This is a genomic window from Aliishimia ponticola, from assembly GCF_004803475.1.
GTDB classification, from domain to species: domain Bacteria; phylum Pseudomonadota; class Alphaproteobacteria; order Rhodobacterales; family Rhodobacteraceae; genus Aliishimia; species Aliishimia ponticola.
In genome coordinates, this window is record NZ_SRKY01000001.1 from 426,427 (window position 1) to 440,398 (window position 13,972).

Here is a 13,972-nt window from a genome sequence, read left to right on the forward strand (position 1 = left end):
CTCCTCCCTCAGCTGACGCGGATGCGCGGGTTCAGGTAGACATAGCCGATATCCGATATCAGCTGCGTGATCAGAACCACGGCCACCGACACCACGGATACCGCAAGCAGCAATTCGATATCGTTATTGCTCGCCGCTTCGACCAAGGCCCAGCCGAAGCCCTTGTAGTTGAACAGGGTCTCGACGATCACGACGCCGTTCAGCAGCCAGGGGAATTGCAGCATGATCACGGTAAAGGGCGCGATCAGCGCGTTGCGCAGCGCATGTTTGAGAACGATGTTGCGAAAGCTCACCCCCTTGAGCCGCGCGGTCCGGATGAATTGCGCGGTCATGACCTCTGTCATGGAGGCCCGCGTCATCCGCGCCACATAACCCATGCCATACAGGGCAATGGTCAGGACGGGCAGGGTGAAGTTCTCGAAGGTGATGTCTTCCAGCGCCGACGTGGCGGATCCCTTGAACCATTTCAGCCCAACCGCGGAAGAGGAGAACACCGCGATGAAGATCACGCCCGACACATATTCCGGCGTTGCCGTGGTCGCGATGGAGAAGGTCGAGAGTGACCGGTCCAGCCCGGACCCCTCGCGCATCCCAGCCAGCACGCCCACGATCAGCGCCATCGGCACCATGAAGATCATCACGAAGAACATCAGCTTGCCTGTTGCGCCAAGCCGTTCGCTGATCACGTTGCTCACATCCGTCTTGAAGCGCAGCGAATAGCCCCAGTCACCCTGCAAGACGCCGCAATAGGTCGCGCGGTCTTCCTCTGGCAGCTTGGCATCGCGGCACTGACGCAGGACGGTGCCATCTTCTTTCACGGTCTCCCAACCCGGTGCGACGCCCATCCAGCGCCCGAATTTCACGAAGGTATTGTCGGTATAGCCCCGATCTGAAAGCCAGCTTTGCACCGCTTCGTCGGACATGCGGAAGTTGCCTTCCGTCTTGGCGAGCTTTTCGAGGTTCGGTTCCAGATTTGTCAGAAAGAACACGATGAAGGTCAGACAGAGTGCTGTGAACAGCATGACTGCCAACCTGCGTAAGATGAATAGTCCCATATAAGTCCCTGTCGGTCAGGCCCCGGTGTCGGGTGTGCGGCAGGCATGTGCCCATCCGCGCATTATTCGGCAGCGCAAAGCCGCACTTTCGTTATTTGCATTGACCGCCGGTTGCTTGTGCAAGCAGACCGACCTCCCCGTGCATTTTGGTTCTTGGGCGCCTCTTGGCGGGCGCGCCGCGTGTCACCATTGAGGCAGCACTTTAACAGTACGGTCAACATTTCCAATGCAAGAGCGTGTAACTTTTGCGACATGTTGCGGGGTATAAAGCGACATCTGCCAACTTTTTTAAGACGCGGCGGTCTGTCTGGCCCGTTCTGTGGCCTCTCTTGCGCGCTTGCGCAATGCGCGCGGGCTGTTTCCCGTATGGCTTTGTATAAAGCGTGAAAAATAGGCAGCAGAGCGGAAGCCAAGCCCGGCGGCGATGTCCTTGACCGGGGTGCTTGTCGTTTCAAGCCGGTCGCGCGCGGCATGGAGCGTCCGCTCCACGATCAGTTCCGAGGCGCTGCGGCCCAGCCGTGCCTTGCAGACCCGCGACAGGTGCGTGGCCGTGACATCCAGCCGTTCGGCGTAAGAGGCCATCGGCGCGCCTTGCGGGTAAAGCCGTTCGAGATCGGACAGGAACGCGCCGATCAGCCGGTCCGCTGCCGTGTCGTGTGTCGCCGCGTCCTTCAGCGGCGCGCCGGAGCCGTCCGCCAGCAGGTGGCCTTCGTTCACGCGGATCAGCCAGACCGCCATCAGCTGCGACAGCGCGCCCATGGCGTCGGCCCAACCGCTGCGCTGCATCGATTGTTCACGGCTCATCGCGTCGAACAGGGCGGTGATCTCACCTTGTTCGCGCACATCCAGCGCGCGCGCCAGCGACGGCCAAACGGGCCAATTGCCCGCATGACCGGGCGGGACGCTCAGGATATGGCCCATGGGCGGCGGTCCGGCATCAAGGGCAAAGAGGTGCCCGGCGGGTAAGAATATGAGGTTATGCGCACCAATTCCGCGCCGCCGGGTGTCGATCAGCGCACGGCCCTGACCCTGTGTCAGCCAGATAAGCCGGTGCTGCGGCGCGCTGTGCAGCAGGCACATACGCCATTGTGCGATCCGCAGGCTTTGCGCCAGCGAGGTCACGTGAGGGGGATCATATTCGGGCTGTGTCTGCATGGCGACGGGGCATGAATTGCTGTAATTCATGCAGTATTACGCCCTGATTGGCCAGAATAATGTCAGGAAAAGACAGTTTTAGAGACTGCTGGCCAGAACCGGACGCCAGTCGCGACAGCGTTTGCGAAACCATGTGCGTTGGCGTTTGGCATATTGCCGGGTCGCGATCGTGGCGGCCTCCTGCGCGGCCTCCAGTGTCATTCGTCCCTCCAGCACCGCCATGAGTTCCGGCACGCCGATGGCGCGGAAGGCGGGCAGGGCGGGATCGTATTGCGGGGCCATGGCGCGTATTTCGTCCAACGCGCCCGCCTCCAGCATCTGGCCGAAGCGCGCCTCGATTCGCGGGGTCAGCCAGGCTTTGGGGGCCTCGACCACGATGGGCTGGGCCTGCGACAGCGGCAAAAGCGGTGGCGCGGTGTCATCCTGCCATGCGGCCAATCCACGCCCGGTTGCGCGCTGTACTTCCCATGCGCGCTGCACCCGCGCGCGGTTGGCCGTATCGATCCGGCTGCGCGTGTCCGGGTCAAGCGCCGCCAGCAGCTCTGCCAATGGCAACGCATCGGCGGCAAGGCGCAGCTCGGGCGGTGTGGCGGGAATGTCGGACAGACCTTCCGTCAGCGCGGCGAAATACAGCCCGGTGCCGCCCACGATGATGGGCCGCTCTGCGCCTTGCAAAAACGGGGCAACCTCGCGCAGCCAATGCCCGGTGGAGTAGGGCGCATCATAGGGCACATGACCATAAAGCGCATGGGGCGCGCGCGCCTCTTCCGCCGCAGAGGGCCGGGCCGAGATCACCCGCCAGCAGTCATAGACCTGACTGGCATCGGCATTCACGATGACCCCGCCCTGACGTTCCGCGATGGCCAGCGCCAGCGCCGATTTGCCCGACGCGGTCGGCCCGGCGATCAGGACCGGGCGCTCCGGCGAAATCTGTTCAAGAATGTCGTCAATCATACGCGTCTCGCCATTGAAGTACCGCGCGTTTTAGGACAGGTTGCGCGCGAATGCGAGACCACCAGCAGACCAGACAGGGGACAGCGATGACCGAGGACACAACACAGTTTAAACGGGTCATGCTGAAAATCTCGGGAGAGGCCCTGATGGGCGACCAAGGCTTTGGCCTGCATCCGCCCACCGTTCAGCGCATCGCGCAAGAGGTCAAATCGGTCCACGACATGGGCGTGGAGATCTGCATGGTGATCGGCGGCGGCAACATCTTCCGGGGCCTGCAAGGCAGCGCGCAGGGGATGGAACGCACGACCGCCGACTATATGGGGATGCTGGCCACCGTGATGAACGCGCTGGCGATGCAGTCCGCGCTTGAGGGGATGGGCGTCTTCACCCGCGTTATCTCGGCCATCACGATGAACGAGGTGGCAGAGCCGTATATCCGCCGCCGCGCCGTGCGGCACCTTGAGAAAAAGCGTGTGTGCATCTTCGCCGCGGGGACGGGCAACCCCTATTTCACGACCGATACCGCTGCCACGCTGCGGGCCAATGAAATGGCCTGCGAGGCGATTTTCAAAGGCACCAAGGTCGATGGGGTCTATGACAAGGACCCGATGAAGTTCGATGATGCCAAACGTTATGACACGGTGACCTATGACGAGGCGCTGGCAAAGCGGCTTGGGGTGATGGACGCCTCGGCCATTGCGCTGGCACGGGACAACAACCTGCCCATCATCGTCTTTTCGCTGGATGAACCGGGCGGTTTCCGGGGCGTTCTGGCTGGCAAAGGCACCTATACGCGCGTGCAGGGCTAAGCCGAAATCGGCGCCGCCGGATCACGCCGGGCGCGGGCGCGGTTGGGATCACAGGTGCGGATGCGTGGCCCTATCGGGACCGACGAGAGGCAGCGCGTTCTTGCGATGCCGTGCCAAAAGCCGCGCGACCCGGCGTCCGGGCGGGATAAGGCGCGCAGGCGTCGCATCGGTTCCGTCCGTTTCGGCAAAGGCGGCGCGCGCGATCTCGGGCGGCAAGCCTTTGCGCGCCATTTCTCCAGGGAACAGGCTTTCTGACCAGCATCCTTCCGCCTCGATCAGATGGTGGCGCAGCAGCGACAGATGAATGTAATGAACGGGCTTGCCCGGCGGGTCCTGACCGATGGAGGGCAGGCCCAACAACCGCTTTGCCGCAACCAGAATTTCCTTCTGGCCGAACATGCGTTCCGCGATGCGGGACCGGATCAGAATGCGGTGTTGCGGCGAAACACAAAGCGTCCGGCGCGGCACGCCCGGTGCCAATGCGCCCGCTCCGATGCGGATTGCTGCGTTGTGTCCCGGCGTGCCAAGGACCGTGCCGCCGATCCAGTCGATCACCGCCCATCCGTCATCCAGCGTCATCACCAGATCGCCCCGGCGCAGTGCCGCGATATCGCGCAGCCCCCGCGCGGTCCGCAGCAGCGTTCCCGCACAAAAGCATACGGTCGTATTTTCGGCGTTCTGCCACGTATAGTAGCCATAGGCGTTGTGATTTCCCGGTGCGTAAAGTTCTATCGACCGGATCGTGAGATTGTCGAAATTGCCAAGGTTTTCCTTGTCGCCGACAAACACATCGCCATTGGTCATCTGAACCAACACGACTTCGATGTCATGGACCGTGCCGTTCACATCCGTGACGCGGGCCTGATACAGCATGGAGGCGTCCGGGCGGCTGGAATGAAACACGCCGCCTTGCGTATATTCGACATAATCGCCATTGCCGGATTCATCGTCAAAGATGGCGCTGTCGTCATTGGCGTCATAGCTGGTGATATCGACCACTTCGAGGTCGGAAAAGGCGTCGTAAGTGCCCAGCACCGTATCGCGCAACTCGACATCAAAGTCGGTCTCATCGGTGTCCATATCGGCGAAATTCCCGATATAGACCATCGTGTTGGTCGTGGTGATCATAAACCTGCGCGTCCGTTGCCCCGCCTTCTCATAGAGGTTCGGTCTTGATACCGCGTTAACCCAGGCGCTGATTGCGACGCGGCGCGCATGACCACTGTACTTTCCCCCGGGCGAGCGTTTATATGCCTGCAAAAACAAGGGGGCATTCCATGTCTGACGATTTCATGCTGGATACTGACGACCTTCGGCGGCGGATGGATGGGGCCATGGCCAATCTGCGGACCGAATTCGCGTCGCTGCGGACCGGGCGGGCAAGTGCATCCATGCTTGAGCCGGTGATGGTCGAAGCCTACGGACAGCAGACTCCGATCAACCAGGTCGGCACGGTCAACGTGCCCGAACCGCGTATGGTCACGATCAATGTCTGGGACAAATCCATGGTCAATGCCGTGGAAAAGGCGATCCGCGAAAGCGGGCTGGGCATCAACCCGCAGCTCAATGGCACGATCATCATGCTGCCGATTCCCGAACTGAACGAGGAACGCCGCCGCGAGCTTGGCAAAGTCGCGGGCCAGTATGCCGAACACGCCCGCGTGTCGATCCGCAACGTGCGCCGCGACGGGATGGACCAGATCAAGAAAGCCAAGGCCGACGGCATGTCCGAGGACGATCAGAAGCTGTGGGAAGGCGAAGTGCAGGATATGACGAACGAATTCATCAAGGCTGTCGACGCCGCGCTTGAGACCAAGCAAGAAGAGATCATGCAAGTCTGATCGGCGGACAAGGGCGCAGGTTTCGCGCCCGGGCTTGCCCGAAGGCCGTGCATCCTTTAGGGCAGGCCCTCACAGACCGACGCCTTCCGCAGGGCAGAAGCGATTGTTGCCGCGCGGGACTTACGGAACGATGAAAGGATTGTCCCATTTCGCGCGAGCCTGCCTCAGCCGGTCCACGTCATGTGGCGATCATCATGGATGGCAATGGCCGCTGGGCCAAACAACGGGGCCGTCCGCGTCTGTTCGGGCACCATGCCGGGGCGCGCCGCGTCCGCGAGATCGTGGAAGCTTGCCCCGATCTTGGTGTCCAGTATCTGACGATTTTTGCCTTCTCGACCGAGAATTGGAAACGCACACAGGTGGAAGTGGCCGGGCTGATGAGCCTGTTTCGCCGCTATATCACCAAAGAGGCCCGCGCGCTGTTGGAGGAGGGCGTGCGGGTCCGATTTATCGGCGACCGAGACCGGCTTGACGACAAACTCGCCGCGCTCATGCACGAGCTTGAAGGCCTGACTGAAAACAACACCCGCGTGAACCTGACCATCGCCCTCAATTACGGCGGGCGGGACGAGGTCGCGCGCGCGACCAAGCGGCTGGCGCAGGACGTGGCCAATGGCACGCTCGACCCCGAAACGGTGGATGAGGAAACGCTGCCACGTTATCTCGATACCCATGTTCTGCCCGACCCGGATCTTGTGATCCGCACATCGGGCGAGGCGCGGATTTCGAACTTTTTGCTCTGGCAGTCGGCCTATGCGGAATATGAATTCATCGACACGCTCTGGCCCGATTTCAGCGCCGAGGAATTCGCGCGGCTCTGCAACGCTTACGGGACGCGGGACCGGCGCTTTGGTGGCGTGTCCGCATGACCCCCGGCACGCAGAGCGGCAAGTGGAATGACCTGACAACGCGGATCGGATCGGCGGCGGTCATGGTGATCATCGGCAGTATCTGCATCTGGAATGGCGGCTGGCCATTTCGCGGCCTTGTTGCCGGTGTCGCGGGTCTGATGATCTGGGAATTGGTGCGGATGCGCGCGCCGCACCGGCGGCTTTCTGCCATTGCGGTGGGGGCGGTCGCGGCGCTGGCGGTCTGGCTGGTTCCGGCGGCGGGCTTTTGGGGGGCGATGGCCTTGGTGCTGGGCACCACGGCGCTGGTGGGGCTGGTGTCTTTCCCGAACTGGAAGCTTGGCGCGGGCTATGCGCTGGTGATCCTTCTGGGGTCCATCGTGTTGATCGCATTGCGCAGCCAGTTGGGGATCGGCTGGGTGGTCTGGGTCGTGAGCGTGATCATCGCGACGGATATCGCGGGCTATTTCGCAGGCAAGACCTTTGGTGGCCCGAAATTCTGGCCCCGTATCAGCCCCAAGAAAACATGGTCCGGCACCATTGCGGGCTGGGGCGGCGCGGCGCTGGTCGGGATATTGTTCGGCCTCGGCTCTGGCATGATGGTGCAGATCGTTCTGCTGTCTGTCCTGCTCAGCTTTGCCGGGCAATTGGGCGATATCGGCGAAAGCGCGATCAAGCGCCGGTCCGGGGTCAAGGACAGCTCTGCGCTGATTCCCGGCCATGGCGGCGTTCTGGATCGGTTCGACGCGCTTCTGGGGGCGAGCCTTGTATTGCTGGTCATCGCCTGGCTGACCGGATTTCCCGGCGGGCTGACCTGATGCGGCGCGTCAGTATCTTCGGATCGACCGGCTCCATCGGTCAGAACACGATCGACCTGATCGCCCGCGCGCCGGACGAGTACGAAGTCGTTGCGCTGACCGGGGCGCGCAACATCGCGCAACTGGCGCAGGATGCGGTACGGCTTCGGGCCAGGATCGCCGTGACCGCCGCGCCGGATTTGGGCCCCGAGTTGAAAGAGGCGCTGGCCGGAACCGGGATCGAAACCGCCGCCGGGCCGGAGGCGCTGATCGAGGCCGCCGCGCGCCCTGCCGATTGGGTCATGTCGGCGATTGTCGGGGCGGCGGGTCTTGCGCCCGGTCTGACCGCGCTGGAACAGGGTGCGACGCTGGCCCTTGCCAACAAGGAATCGCTGGTCTGCGCCGGGGCGTTGGCCCTGAAAACCGCGCAGCGTCATGGCGGCAAGCTGTTGCCGGTGGACAGTGAACATTCCGCCGTCTTCCAAGCCCTGATCGGCGAGGAGATGGCTGCGGTCGAAAGGATCATCATCACCGCGTCCGGCGGGGCATTCCGCGATTGGCCGCTGGAAAAGCTGGCCCATGCCACGCTGGAACAAGCCTCTGCCCATCCCAATTGGGATATGGGGCAAAGGATCACGATCGACAGCGCGTCGATGTTCAACAAGGCGCTCGAAGTTATTGAGACGCGGGAATTTTTTGGCGTGGACCCGGACCAGATCGAAGTGATCGTGCATCCCGAATCCATGATCCACGCCCTGGTCGGCTTCAATGACGGCGCGCTGATGGCACATGTTGGCCCGCCCGATATGCGCCACGCGATCGGGTTCGCACTGCATTACCCCGACCGGCGCAGCCTGCCGGTAGAACGGCTCGATCTGGCGGCGCTGGGGCAATTCACCTTCCGCGCGCCCGATGACACGCGCTGGCCCGCGCTGCGGCTTGCGCGCGACGTGATGAAGCGCGGCGGACTTTCTGGTGCGGTGTTCAACGCCGCCAAGGAAATCGCGCTTGATGGCTTCATCGATGGCCGCCTGCGCTTTACCCAGATGGCAGAGGTCGTCGAACAGGTTTTGACCGACGAGAAAGCGGTCGATGGCCTCATTGATGCCGAAATGACTCTTGATAACGTGCTTGCCGTGGACCATCTGGCACGCAAGGCCGCGCGCACGGCGATCAGCAGAAAAGCAGGATAAATACCTTTGGATATCGTATCGCTTCTTCCCCAGTTTGGCGGGCTCATCTGGACCATCGTCGCCTTCGTCGTCGCGCTGAGCGTGATTGTCGCGATCCATGAATACGGCCATTACATCGTGGGGCGCTGGTCCGGTATCCATGCGGATGTGTTCTCCATCGGGTTCGGCCCGGTGCTATGGTCGCGCCATGACAAGCGCGGCACGCGGTGGCAAATCGCGGCGTTGCCCTTTGGCGGCTATGTGAAATTCGCGGGCGATTCCAATGCGGCCTCGGGCAAGGATGAGGACGCGATGGAAGAAGCCGCCCGCGATCCGGTTGCCTATCGCCGCACGATGCATGGCGCACCGCTTTGGGCGCGCACGGCGACTGTCGCGGCCGGGCCGGTGTTCAACTTCATCATGTCGATTCTGGTGTTCGCAGCGGTGGCCATGACCGCCGGGCAGGACCGGGAGCCATTGACCGTGGGCGAATTGACCCCGCTGCCGTCGCAAACGCGCGGGCTGGAGCCGGGCGATGTGATCGTCGAGGTTGCCGGGCTCGAAATTCCGCGCAAGGACGATCCGGCCTATGGCGAGTTTCTGGATGCCATCCCGGTCGAGCCGGTGCTGCCCTTCGTCGTCGAACGGGACGGCACGCAGGTCGAATTGACCGATCCCTATATCCTGCCGCCGGTCATTGCGGGCCTGTCTGCCAAAAGCGCGGCCATGGCGGCAGAGCTGGAAATCGGTGATGTCATTACGGCCATCGACGGCACCCCGGTCTTTGCGTTCTCGCAACTGAAAAACGCGGTGGAAGGGTCGGATGGGGCCACGCTGGACCTGACGGTTTGGCGCGACGGGCAGGAGATTGCCGTGTCCCTGTCGCCCAAACGCATTGACGAGCCGCTGGACGAAGGCGGGTTCCAGACCCAATGGCGCATTGGTGTGGCGTCGGGCTATAGCTTTACACCGGCGCGCGAAACGCTTGGCCCCGGCGCGGCGCTGCTGCGCGGTGTCGACCGCACGGGCGAGATCATCACCGGCTCGCTTTCGGGGCTTTGGCACATGATCGCGGGCAACATTGGCACCTGTAACCTGTCGGGCCCGGTGGGGATCGCGCAGGTCTCTGGCCAGATGGCAAGCCAGGGGTTTCTCAGCTTTGTGGTCTTCATCGCGGTGCTGTCCACCGCTGTGGGGCTGCTGAACCTCTTTCCGATCCCGGCGCTGGATGGCGGGCACCTTGTGTTCTACGCCTATGAGGCCGTGATGGGCCGCCCGCCCAGCGATGCGGCGCTGCGGGTTCTGATGACCATCGGCCTGACGCTGGTTCTGTCGTTGATGGTCTTCGCGCTGTATAACGATTTCCGCTGTCCCTGACGGGGCGGCGCGGCCCTGCGCTGCTTGGCTGACGGGCTATGCGCGGGGGTCTTGCAACCCGGGGTGGCGCGGGCCATCCGCGCGCCCTCACGCAGCGGTTGAAAAAGGCGGCTTGCCCAGATTTCGCCTCATTTCTGCGATATCTATGCCGCATAGATCGGCGAAATTCTTTTAACTGACGAGACACTTTGGGTGGTGACGATGCAAACTTTGAATGACGGATACCGGGCGTTGAGCCTTGTGATGACGCTGAATTGGGACCGCGTCCTTTATATTTTCACGGTGATCTTCGCGCTCTTCATCGGCAGCCTTGTCGGCAGCCTCTGATCTGCGTTGATCACGCCCGCATCGCCGGGCGCTTCCAATATGTGACCGACCCGCCGCAACGCCCCGTAAAGGGGCGTTTGGTGTTTTGACAACAGCCGCGATTCCGGGGTACTCAAACCTACAAGAATAAAGACGGTTTGGGATAGGCAATGACATCGAGGACAACGAACACCGCAAAAGCGGTGGCGCGTGATGACGCTAACCGATTGATCCGGTTCGGTTTTGCGCTTCTGGTAGCTCTGACATTGGTGCTCAGCGTCGTATCGGTCGCCGCACAAAGCTACCGCTTCAACACTGTAAGAATCGAAGGCAACCAGCGGATCGGCGATGCGTCGATCCTGCAAACGGCTGGCATTGCCCGCGGCGAGACCGTGACCGGTGGTCAGGTCAATGGCGCGCTGCAACGACTGCAAGGCTCGGGACTGTTCGAAACCGTCTCGATCGAGCCGCAGGGAAGCACGCTGGTGATCACCGTCGTCGAATACCCGACGATCAACCGCATTAGCTATGAGGGCAACCGGCGCATCAAGAATGACGCACTGGCCGCGTTGACCCAATCGCAGGAACGCCGGGTCTATAACCCATCGGTGGTTGAGCGCGATTCGGCTGCGATTTCCGAAGCCTATGCGAATGAAGGCCGTCTGGCCGCGCGTGTCACCCCGCGTGTGATCCGCCGCAGCGACAACCGCGTCGATCTGGTGTTTGAAATCTTTGAAGGCAGCGTCGTCGAAATCGAACGGCTCAGCTTTGTCGGCAACCGCACCTATTCCGATCGCCGCCTGCGCCGCGTTCTGGGCACAAAACAGGCGGGCCTGTTCCGCCAGTTCGTGCGCCGTGACACGCTGGTCGAGGACCGGATCGAATTCGACAAGCAGGTGCTGCGCGATTTCTACCTGTCCCGTGGCTATGTCGATTTCCGCACCAACTCGGTCAATGCCGAGCTGACGCGCCAGCGCGATGGTTACTTCCTTGTCTTCAACGTGCAGGAAGGCCAGCAGTTCAAATTCGGCACGGTCACAGTGACCTCCGAGATGCCCGAAGCGGATGAGGACGTGTTCCTTGCCGCCGTGAAATCGCGCCCCGGTGTGGTTTACTCGCCGGTTCTGGTCGAAGCCGACATTGCGCGGATGGAACGTCTGGCCGTAAAGAACGGCATCGACTTCCTGCGTGTGGAACCGCGCGTCACCCGCAACGATCGCGATCTGACGCTGGATGTGGATTATGTCCTGAGCCGTGGGCCGCGTGTCTTCGTTGAGCGGATCGACATCGAAGGCAACACCACCACGCTGGACCGCGTGGTGCGCCGCCAGTTCCGCGTGGTCGAGGGCGATCCCTTCAACCCGCGTGAAATCCGCGAAAGCGCCGAACGTATCCGCGCCTTGGCCTATTTCGAAACGGCAGAGGTGAATGCGCGCGAAGGCTCTTCGCCCGATCAGGTGATCGTGGACGTGGATGTGGACGAAGCGCCGACCGGTGCGCTGACCTTCGGCGGCACCTATTCCAGCAGCTCTGGCTTCGGTCTGGCGATCCGTTTCTCCGAAGCGAACTTCCTTGGTCGCGGCCAGCAGCTTTCGGTGAACGTGTCGACGGCGGAAGAACAGCAGAACACTGGCATCACGTTCGTGGAACCGGCTCTGCTTGGGCGGGATCTGCAATTCTCGTTCCAGACCAGCTACACGGACAATACCTCGCAATTCGCGTCATATGAGTTCGAACGCCTGTTCATCCAGCCTGCGATCAGCTTCCCGGTCAGCGAAAACGGCCGGTTCGGTCTGCGCCTTTCGGCAGAACGGCTGGACATGTCCGAAGCAGATGACGAAACCCCCGGCGGTATCATCCAATCTGAGATCGATGAGGGGGAAACCACCTCGTTCTCCGTTGGCTATACCTATACCTATGACACGCGCCTGACGGGCCTGAACCCCAATGCCGGCGTGCTGCTGGAATTCGGCCAGGACTTCGCCGGGCTGGGCGGCGACAGCAAATATGTCCAAACCACCGCCAAGGTTGTCGGTCAGACCAAGATCGCGAATGAGGAAGTCACCCTGCGTGCCACCCTCGAAGCGGGGGCTTTGCACTGGCAAAGCGGCACCAACCGCGCGGTTGATCGGTTTGTCCTGAACCCGGCCATCATTCGCGGCTTTGAACCCGGCGGCATCGGTCCGCGCGATATCGGCAGCGGCGCGGATGACTCTCTTGGGGGCAACTACTTCGTCGCGGCACGGTTCGATGCGGAATTCCCGCTGGGTCTGCCCGAAGAATACGGGATCACCGGCGGTCTGTTCTACGACATCGGCAACCTGTGGAACCTTGACGATGTGGATACCTCCGCAGCGGGGTCCAACGTGGTTGGCGAAAGCGGATCGTTCCGCCATGTCATCGGTGTGTCGATCCTGTGGGAAACGCCTCTGGGTCCGCTGCGCTTCAACTTCTCGAACGCGCTGCAGAAGGAAACCTATGACAAGGAACAATCCTTCGACCTGACCCTGTCGACGCAATTCTGATGCGTGCCTTTGTGCGCGGCGTGTTCATCGCCGCCACTCTCTCCATGACACTGCCGGTGGCCGCTTCAGCGCAAGACGCGGCCACCCTGCGCAGCCCGGTTCTGGTTGTGGAACCTGAACGGCTTTACCGCGACAGCGCTTTCGGGCAGCGGATTTCCCAGGACATTGCCGAACAAAGTGCCGAATTGGCCCGCGAGAACCGCCGTATCGAGGCGGAGCTTGAGGCCGAGGAAAAAGACCTGACAGAGCAGCGGCGCACGCTTGAACCTGCCGCGTTCCGCGAATTGGCCGATGCCTTCGATGAAAAGGTCCGAGAACTGCGGCGCGAGCAGGAAAACAAGGCGCGCGCCATCATCCGCCAACGCGAAACCGGGTTGCAGGAATTTCTGACCGCCGCCGCGCCGGTGCTGGAACAGATGATGCAGGAAGCGGGCGCGGTGGTCGTTCTGGAACGGCAAACCGTGTTTCTGAGCCTGTCCGCCATCGACATCACCGAAGCCGCATTGGAACGCATCAATCAGGAAATCGGGGATGGGTCAGCCGCCCCGGAGGAGTAACCCTGCCGCGCTGCGCGCTTAAATTGCGAATGATCCGCGTCCTTGCCCCGGCAGGCCGGACTTGGTAGCTGACATAGCCAACCCTTGATGACAATAAAGCAGGCCGCCCATGACCGACACACCGACCAGTGCCGACATCCAGTTGATCCAGCGCATTCTTCCGCACCGCTATCCGTTCCTGCTGGTGGACAAGGTGGTGGATATCCAAGGCACGTCCAGCGCGCTTGGCATCAAGAACGTCACGATGAACGAGCCCCACTTTCAGGGCCACTTTCCCGGTATGCCGGTCATGCCCGGCGTTACCATCATCGAAGCCATGGCGCAGACCACGGCTGTGATGGTTGGTGTGACTTTGGATATGGCGGACAAGGAGATGAAGGTCTATTTCATGTCCATCGACAAGTGCAAGTTCCGCCGCAAGGTCGTTCCCGGCGATGTGCTGGAAATGGAAGTCACCACGCTGCGCGGTAAACCCGGCGGCAAGGTGTGGAAATTCGGCGGGGTGGCTCGTGTCGAAGGCGAACTGGCCGCGGAGGCAGAGTTTACCGCCATGATGGAATTGCCGCAGGAGTAATC

General features: G+C 61.9%; 14 protein-coding genes. 10 read left to right on the top strand and 4 right to left on the bottom strand.

Annotation, left to right across the window (positions count from 1 at the left end):
* Window positions 1–8 precede the first annotated feature (8 nt).
* The 3 genes from E4Z66_RS02070 to miaA all read right to left on the bottom strand — a co-directional run bounded on the left by E4Z66_RS02070 (window position 9) and on the right by miaA (window position 3,164).
* Complete coding sequence (locus E4Z66_RS02070) at window positions 9–1,055, bottom strand: ABC transporter permease (RefSeq protein WP_136461272.1); 1,047 nt, start codon at window positions 1,053–1,055, stop codon at window positions 9–11.
* Window positions 1,056–1,343: 288 nt separating this feature from the next.
* A complete protein-coding gene (locus tag E4Z66_RS02075; protein WP_136461273.1) occupies window positions 1,344–2,240 on the bottom strand; it encodes an AraC family transcriptional regulator in 897 nt (298 codons plus the stop codon).
* A 48-nt stretch (window positions 2,241–2,288) separates the two neighbouring features.
* Window positions 2,289–3,164 carry a tRNA (adenosine(37)-N6)-dimethylallyltransferase MiaA gene (gene miaA / locus E4Z66_RS02080; RefSeq protein WP_211097100.1) on the bottom strand — a complete coding sequence of 292 codons (876 nt, stop codon included), beginning with the start codon at window positions 3,162–3,164 and terminating at the stop codon, window positions 2,289–2,291.
* A gap of 86 nt (window positions 3,165–3,250) precedes the next feature.
* On the opposite strand from miaA, the gene pyrH reads away from it, so the two are divergent.
* Entirely contained in the window at window positions 3,251–3,973 is a 723-nt protein-coding gene (gene pyrH / locus E4Z66_RS02085; RefSeq protein ID WP_136461274.1) for a UMP kinase, read from the top strand.
* Window positions 3,974–4,021: 48 nt separating this feature from the next.
* Here pyrH and E4Z66_RS02090 read toward each other — a convergent pair whose 3' ends face one another.
* A complete protein-coding gene (locus E4Z66_RS02090) occupies window positions 4,022–5,101 on the bottom strand; it encodes a Hint domain-containing protein (RefSeq protein ID WP_136461275.1) in 1,080 nt (359 codons plus the stop codon).
* Window positions 5,102–5,250: 149 nt separating this feature from the next.
* Here E4Z66_RS02090 and frr point away from each other — a divergent pair, with 149 nt between their 5' ends.
* The 9 genes from frr (at window position 5,251) to fabZ (ending at window position 13,970) form a co-directional block, all read left to right on the top strand.
* Complete coding sequence (gene frr, locus E4Z66_RS02095) at window positions 5,251–5,814, top strand: ribosome recycling factor (protein WP_136461276.1); 564 nt, start codon at window positions 5,251–5,253, stop codon at window positions 5,812–5,814.
* A gap of 146 nt (window positions 5,815–5,960) precedes the next feature.
* Window positions 5,961–6,683 carry an undecaprenyl pyrophosphate synthase gene (locus tag E4Z66_RS02100; protein WP_136461277.1) on the top strand — a complete coding sequence of 241 codons (723 nt, stop codon included), beginning with the start codon at window positions 5,961–5,963 and terminating at the stop codon, window positions 6,681–6,683.
* Window positions 6,680–7,480 (top strand): phosphatidate cytidylyltransferase, encoded by an 801-nt coding sequence (locus E4Z66_RS02105; protein WP_136461278.1) that lies wholly within the window; start codon window positions 6,680–6,682, stop codon window positions 7,478–7,480. The genes E4Z66_RS02100 and E4Z66_RS02105 overlap by 4 nt, the downstream gene beginning before the upstream one ends.
* Window positions 7,480–8,652 carry a 1-deoxy-D-xylulose-5-phosphate reductoisomerase gene (gene dxr / locus E4Z66_RS02110; RefSeq protein WP_136461279.1) on the top strand — a complete coding sequence of 391 codons (1,173 nt, stop codon included), beginning with the start codon at window positions 7,480–7,482 and terminating at the stop codon, window positions 8,650–8,652. Before E4Z66_RS02105 ends, dxr begins: the two co-directional genes overlap by 1 nt.
* A 6-nt stretch (window positions 8,653–8,658) precedes the next feature.
* Window positions 8,659–10,008, top strand: a complete 1,350-nt coding sequence (gene rseP, locus E4Z66_RS02115) for an RIP metalloprotease RseP (protein WP_136461280.1) — start codon at window positions 8,659–8,661, stop codon at window positions 10,006–10,008.
* 201 nt (window positions 10,009–10,209) lie between these two features.
* Window positions 10,210–10,335: a hypothetical protein gene (locus tag E4Z66_RS19910; RefSeq protein WP_281276190.1), complete on the top strand. Its 126-nt coding sequence runs from the start codon at window positions 10,210–10,212 to the stop codon at window positions 10,333–10,335.
* Window positions 10,336–10,484: 149 nt separating this feature from the next.
* Window positions 10,485–12,839: an outer membrane protein assembly factor BamA gene (gene bamA, locus E4Z66_RS02120; RefSeq protein WP_136461281.1), complete on the top strand. Its 2,355-nt coding sequence runs from the start codon at window positions 10,485–10,487 to the stop codon at window positions 12,837–12,839.
* Window positions 12,839–13,396 (top strand): OmpH/Skp family outer membrane protein, encoded by a 558-nt coding sequence (locus tag E4Z66_RS02125; protein WP_136461282.1) that lies wholly within the window; start codon window positions 12,839–12,841, stop codon window positions 13,394–13,396. The genes bamA and E4Z66_RS02125 overlap by 1 nt, the downstream gene beginning before the upstream one ends.
* A 109-nt stretch (window positions 13,397–13,505) precedes the next feature.
* Window positions 13,506–13,970 (top strand): 3-hydroxyacyl-ACP dehydratase FabZ, encoded by a 465-nt coding sequence (gene fabZ, locus E4Z66_RS02130; protein WP_136461283.1) that lies wholly within the window; start codon window positions 13,506–13,508, stop codon window positions 13,968–13,970.
* Window positions 13,971–13,972: the final 2 nt, after the last annotated feature.

Coding starts and splice junctions, on each gene's coding strand:
- E4Z66_RS02070 (WP_136461272.1), bottom strand. CDS start 1,055: ATGGGACTATTCATCTTACGCAGGTTGGCAGTCATGCTGTTCACAGCA.
- E4Z66_RS02075 (WP_136461273.1), bottom strand. CDS start 2,240: ATGAATTACAGCAATTCATGCCCCGTCGCCATGCAGACACAGCCCGAA.
- miaA (WP_211097100.1), bottom strand. CDS start 3,164: ATGATTGACGACATTCTTGAACAGATTTCGCCGGAGCGCCCGGTCCTG.
- pyrH (WP_136461274.1), top strand. CDS start 3,251: ATGACCGAGGACACAACACAGTTTAAACGGGTCATGCTGAAAATCTCG.
- E4Z66_RS02090 (WP_136461275.1), bottom strand. CDS start 5,101: ATGATCACCACGACCAACACGATGGTCTATATCGGGAATTTCGCCGAT.
- frr (WP_136461276.1), top strand. CDS start 5,251: ATGTCTGACGATTTCATGCTGGATACTGACGACCTTCGGCGGCGGATG.
- E4Z66_RS02105 (WP_136461278.1), top strand. CDS start 6,680: ATGACCCCCGGCACGCAGAGCGGCAAGTGGAATGACCTGACAACGCGG.
- dxr (WP_136461279.1), top strand. CDS start 7,480: ATGCGGCGCGTCAGTATCTTCGGATCGACCGGCTCCATCGGTCAGAAC.
- E4Z66_RS19910 (WP_281276190.1), top strand. CDS start 10,210: ATGCAAACTTTGAATGACGGATACCGGGCGTTGAGCCTTGTGATGACG.
- bamA (WP_136461281.1), top strand. CDS start 10,485: ATGACATCGAGGACAACGAACACCGCAAAAGCGGTGGCGCGTGATGAC.
- E4Z66_RS02125 (WP_136461282.1), top strand. CDS start 12,839: ATGCGTGCCTTTGTGCGCGGCGTGTTCATCGCCGCCACTCTCTCCATG.
- fabZ (WP_136461283.1), top strand. CDS start 13,506: ATGACCGACACACCGACCAGTGCCGACATCCAGTTGATCCAGCGCATT.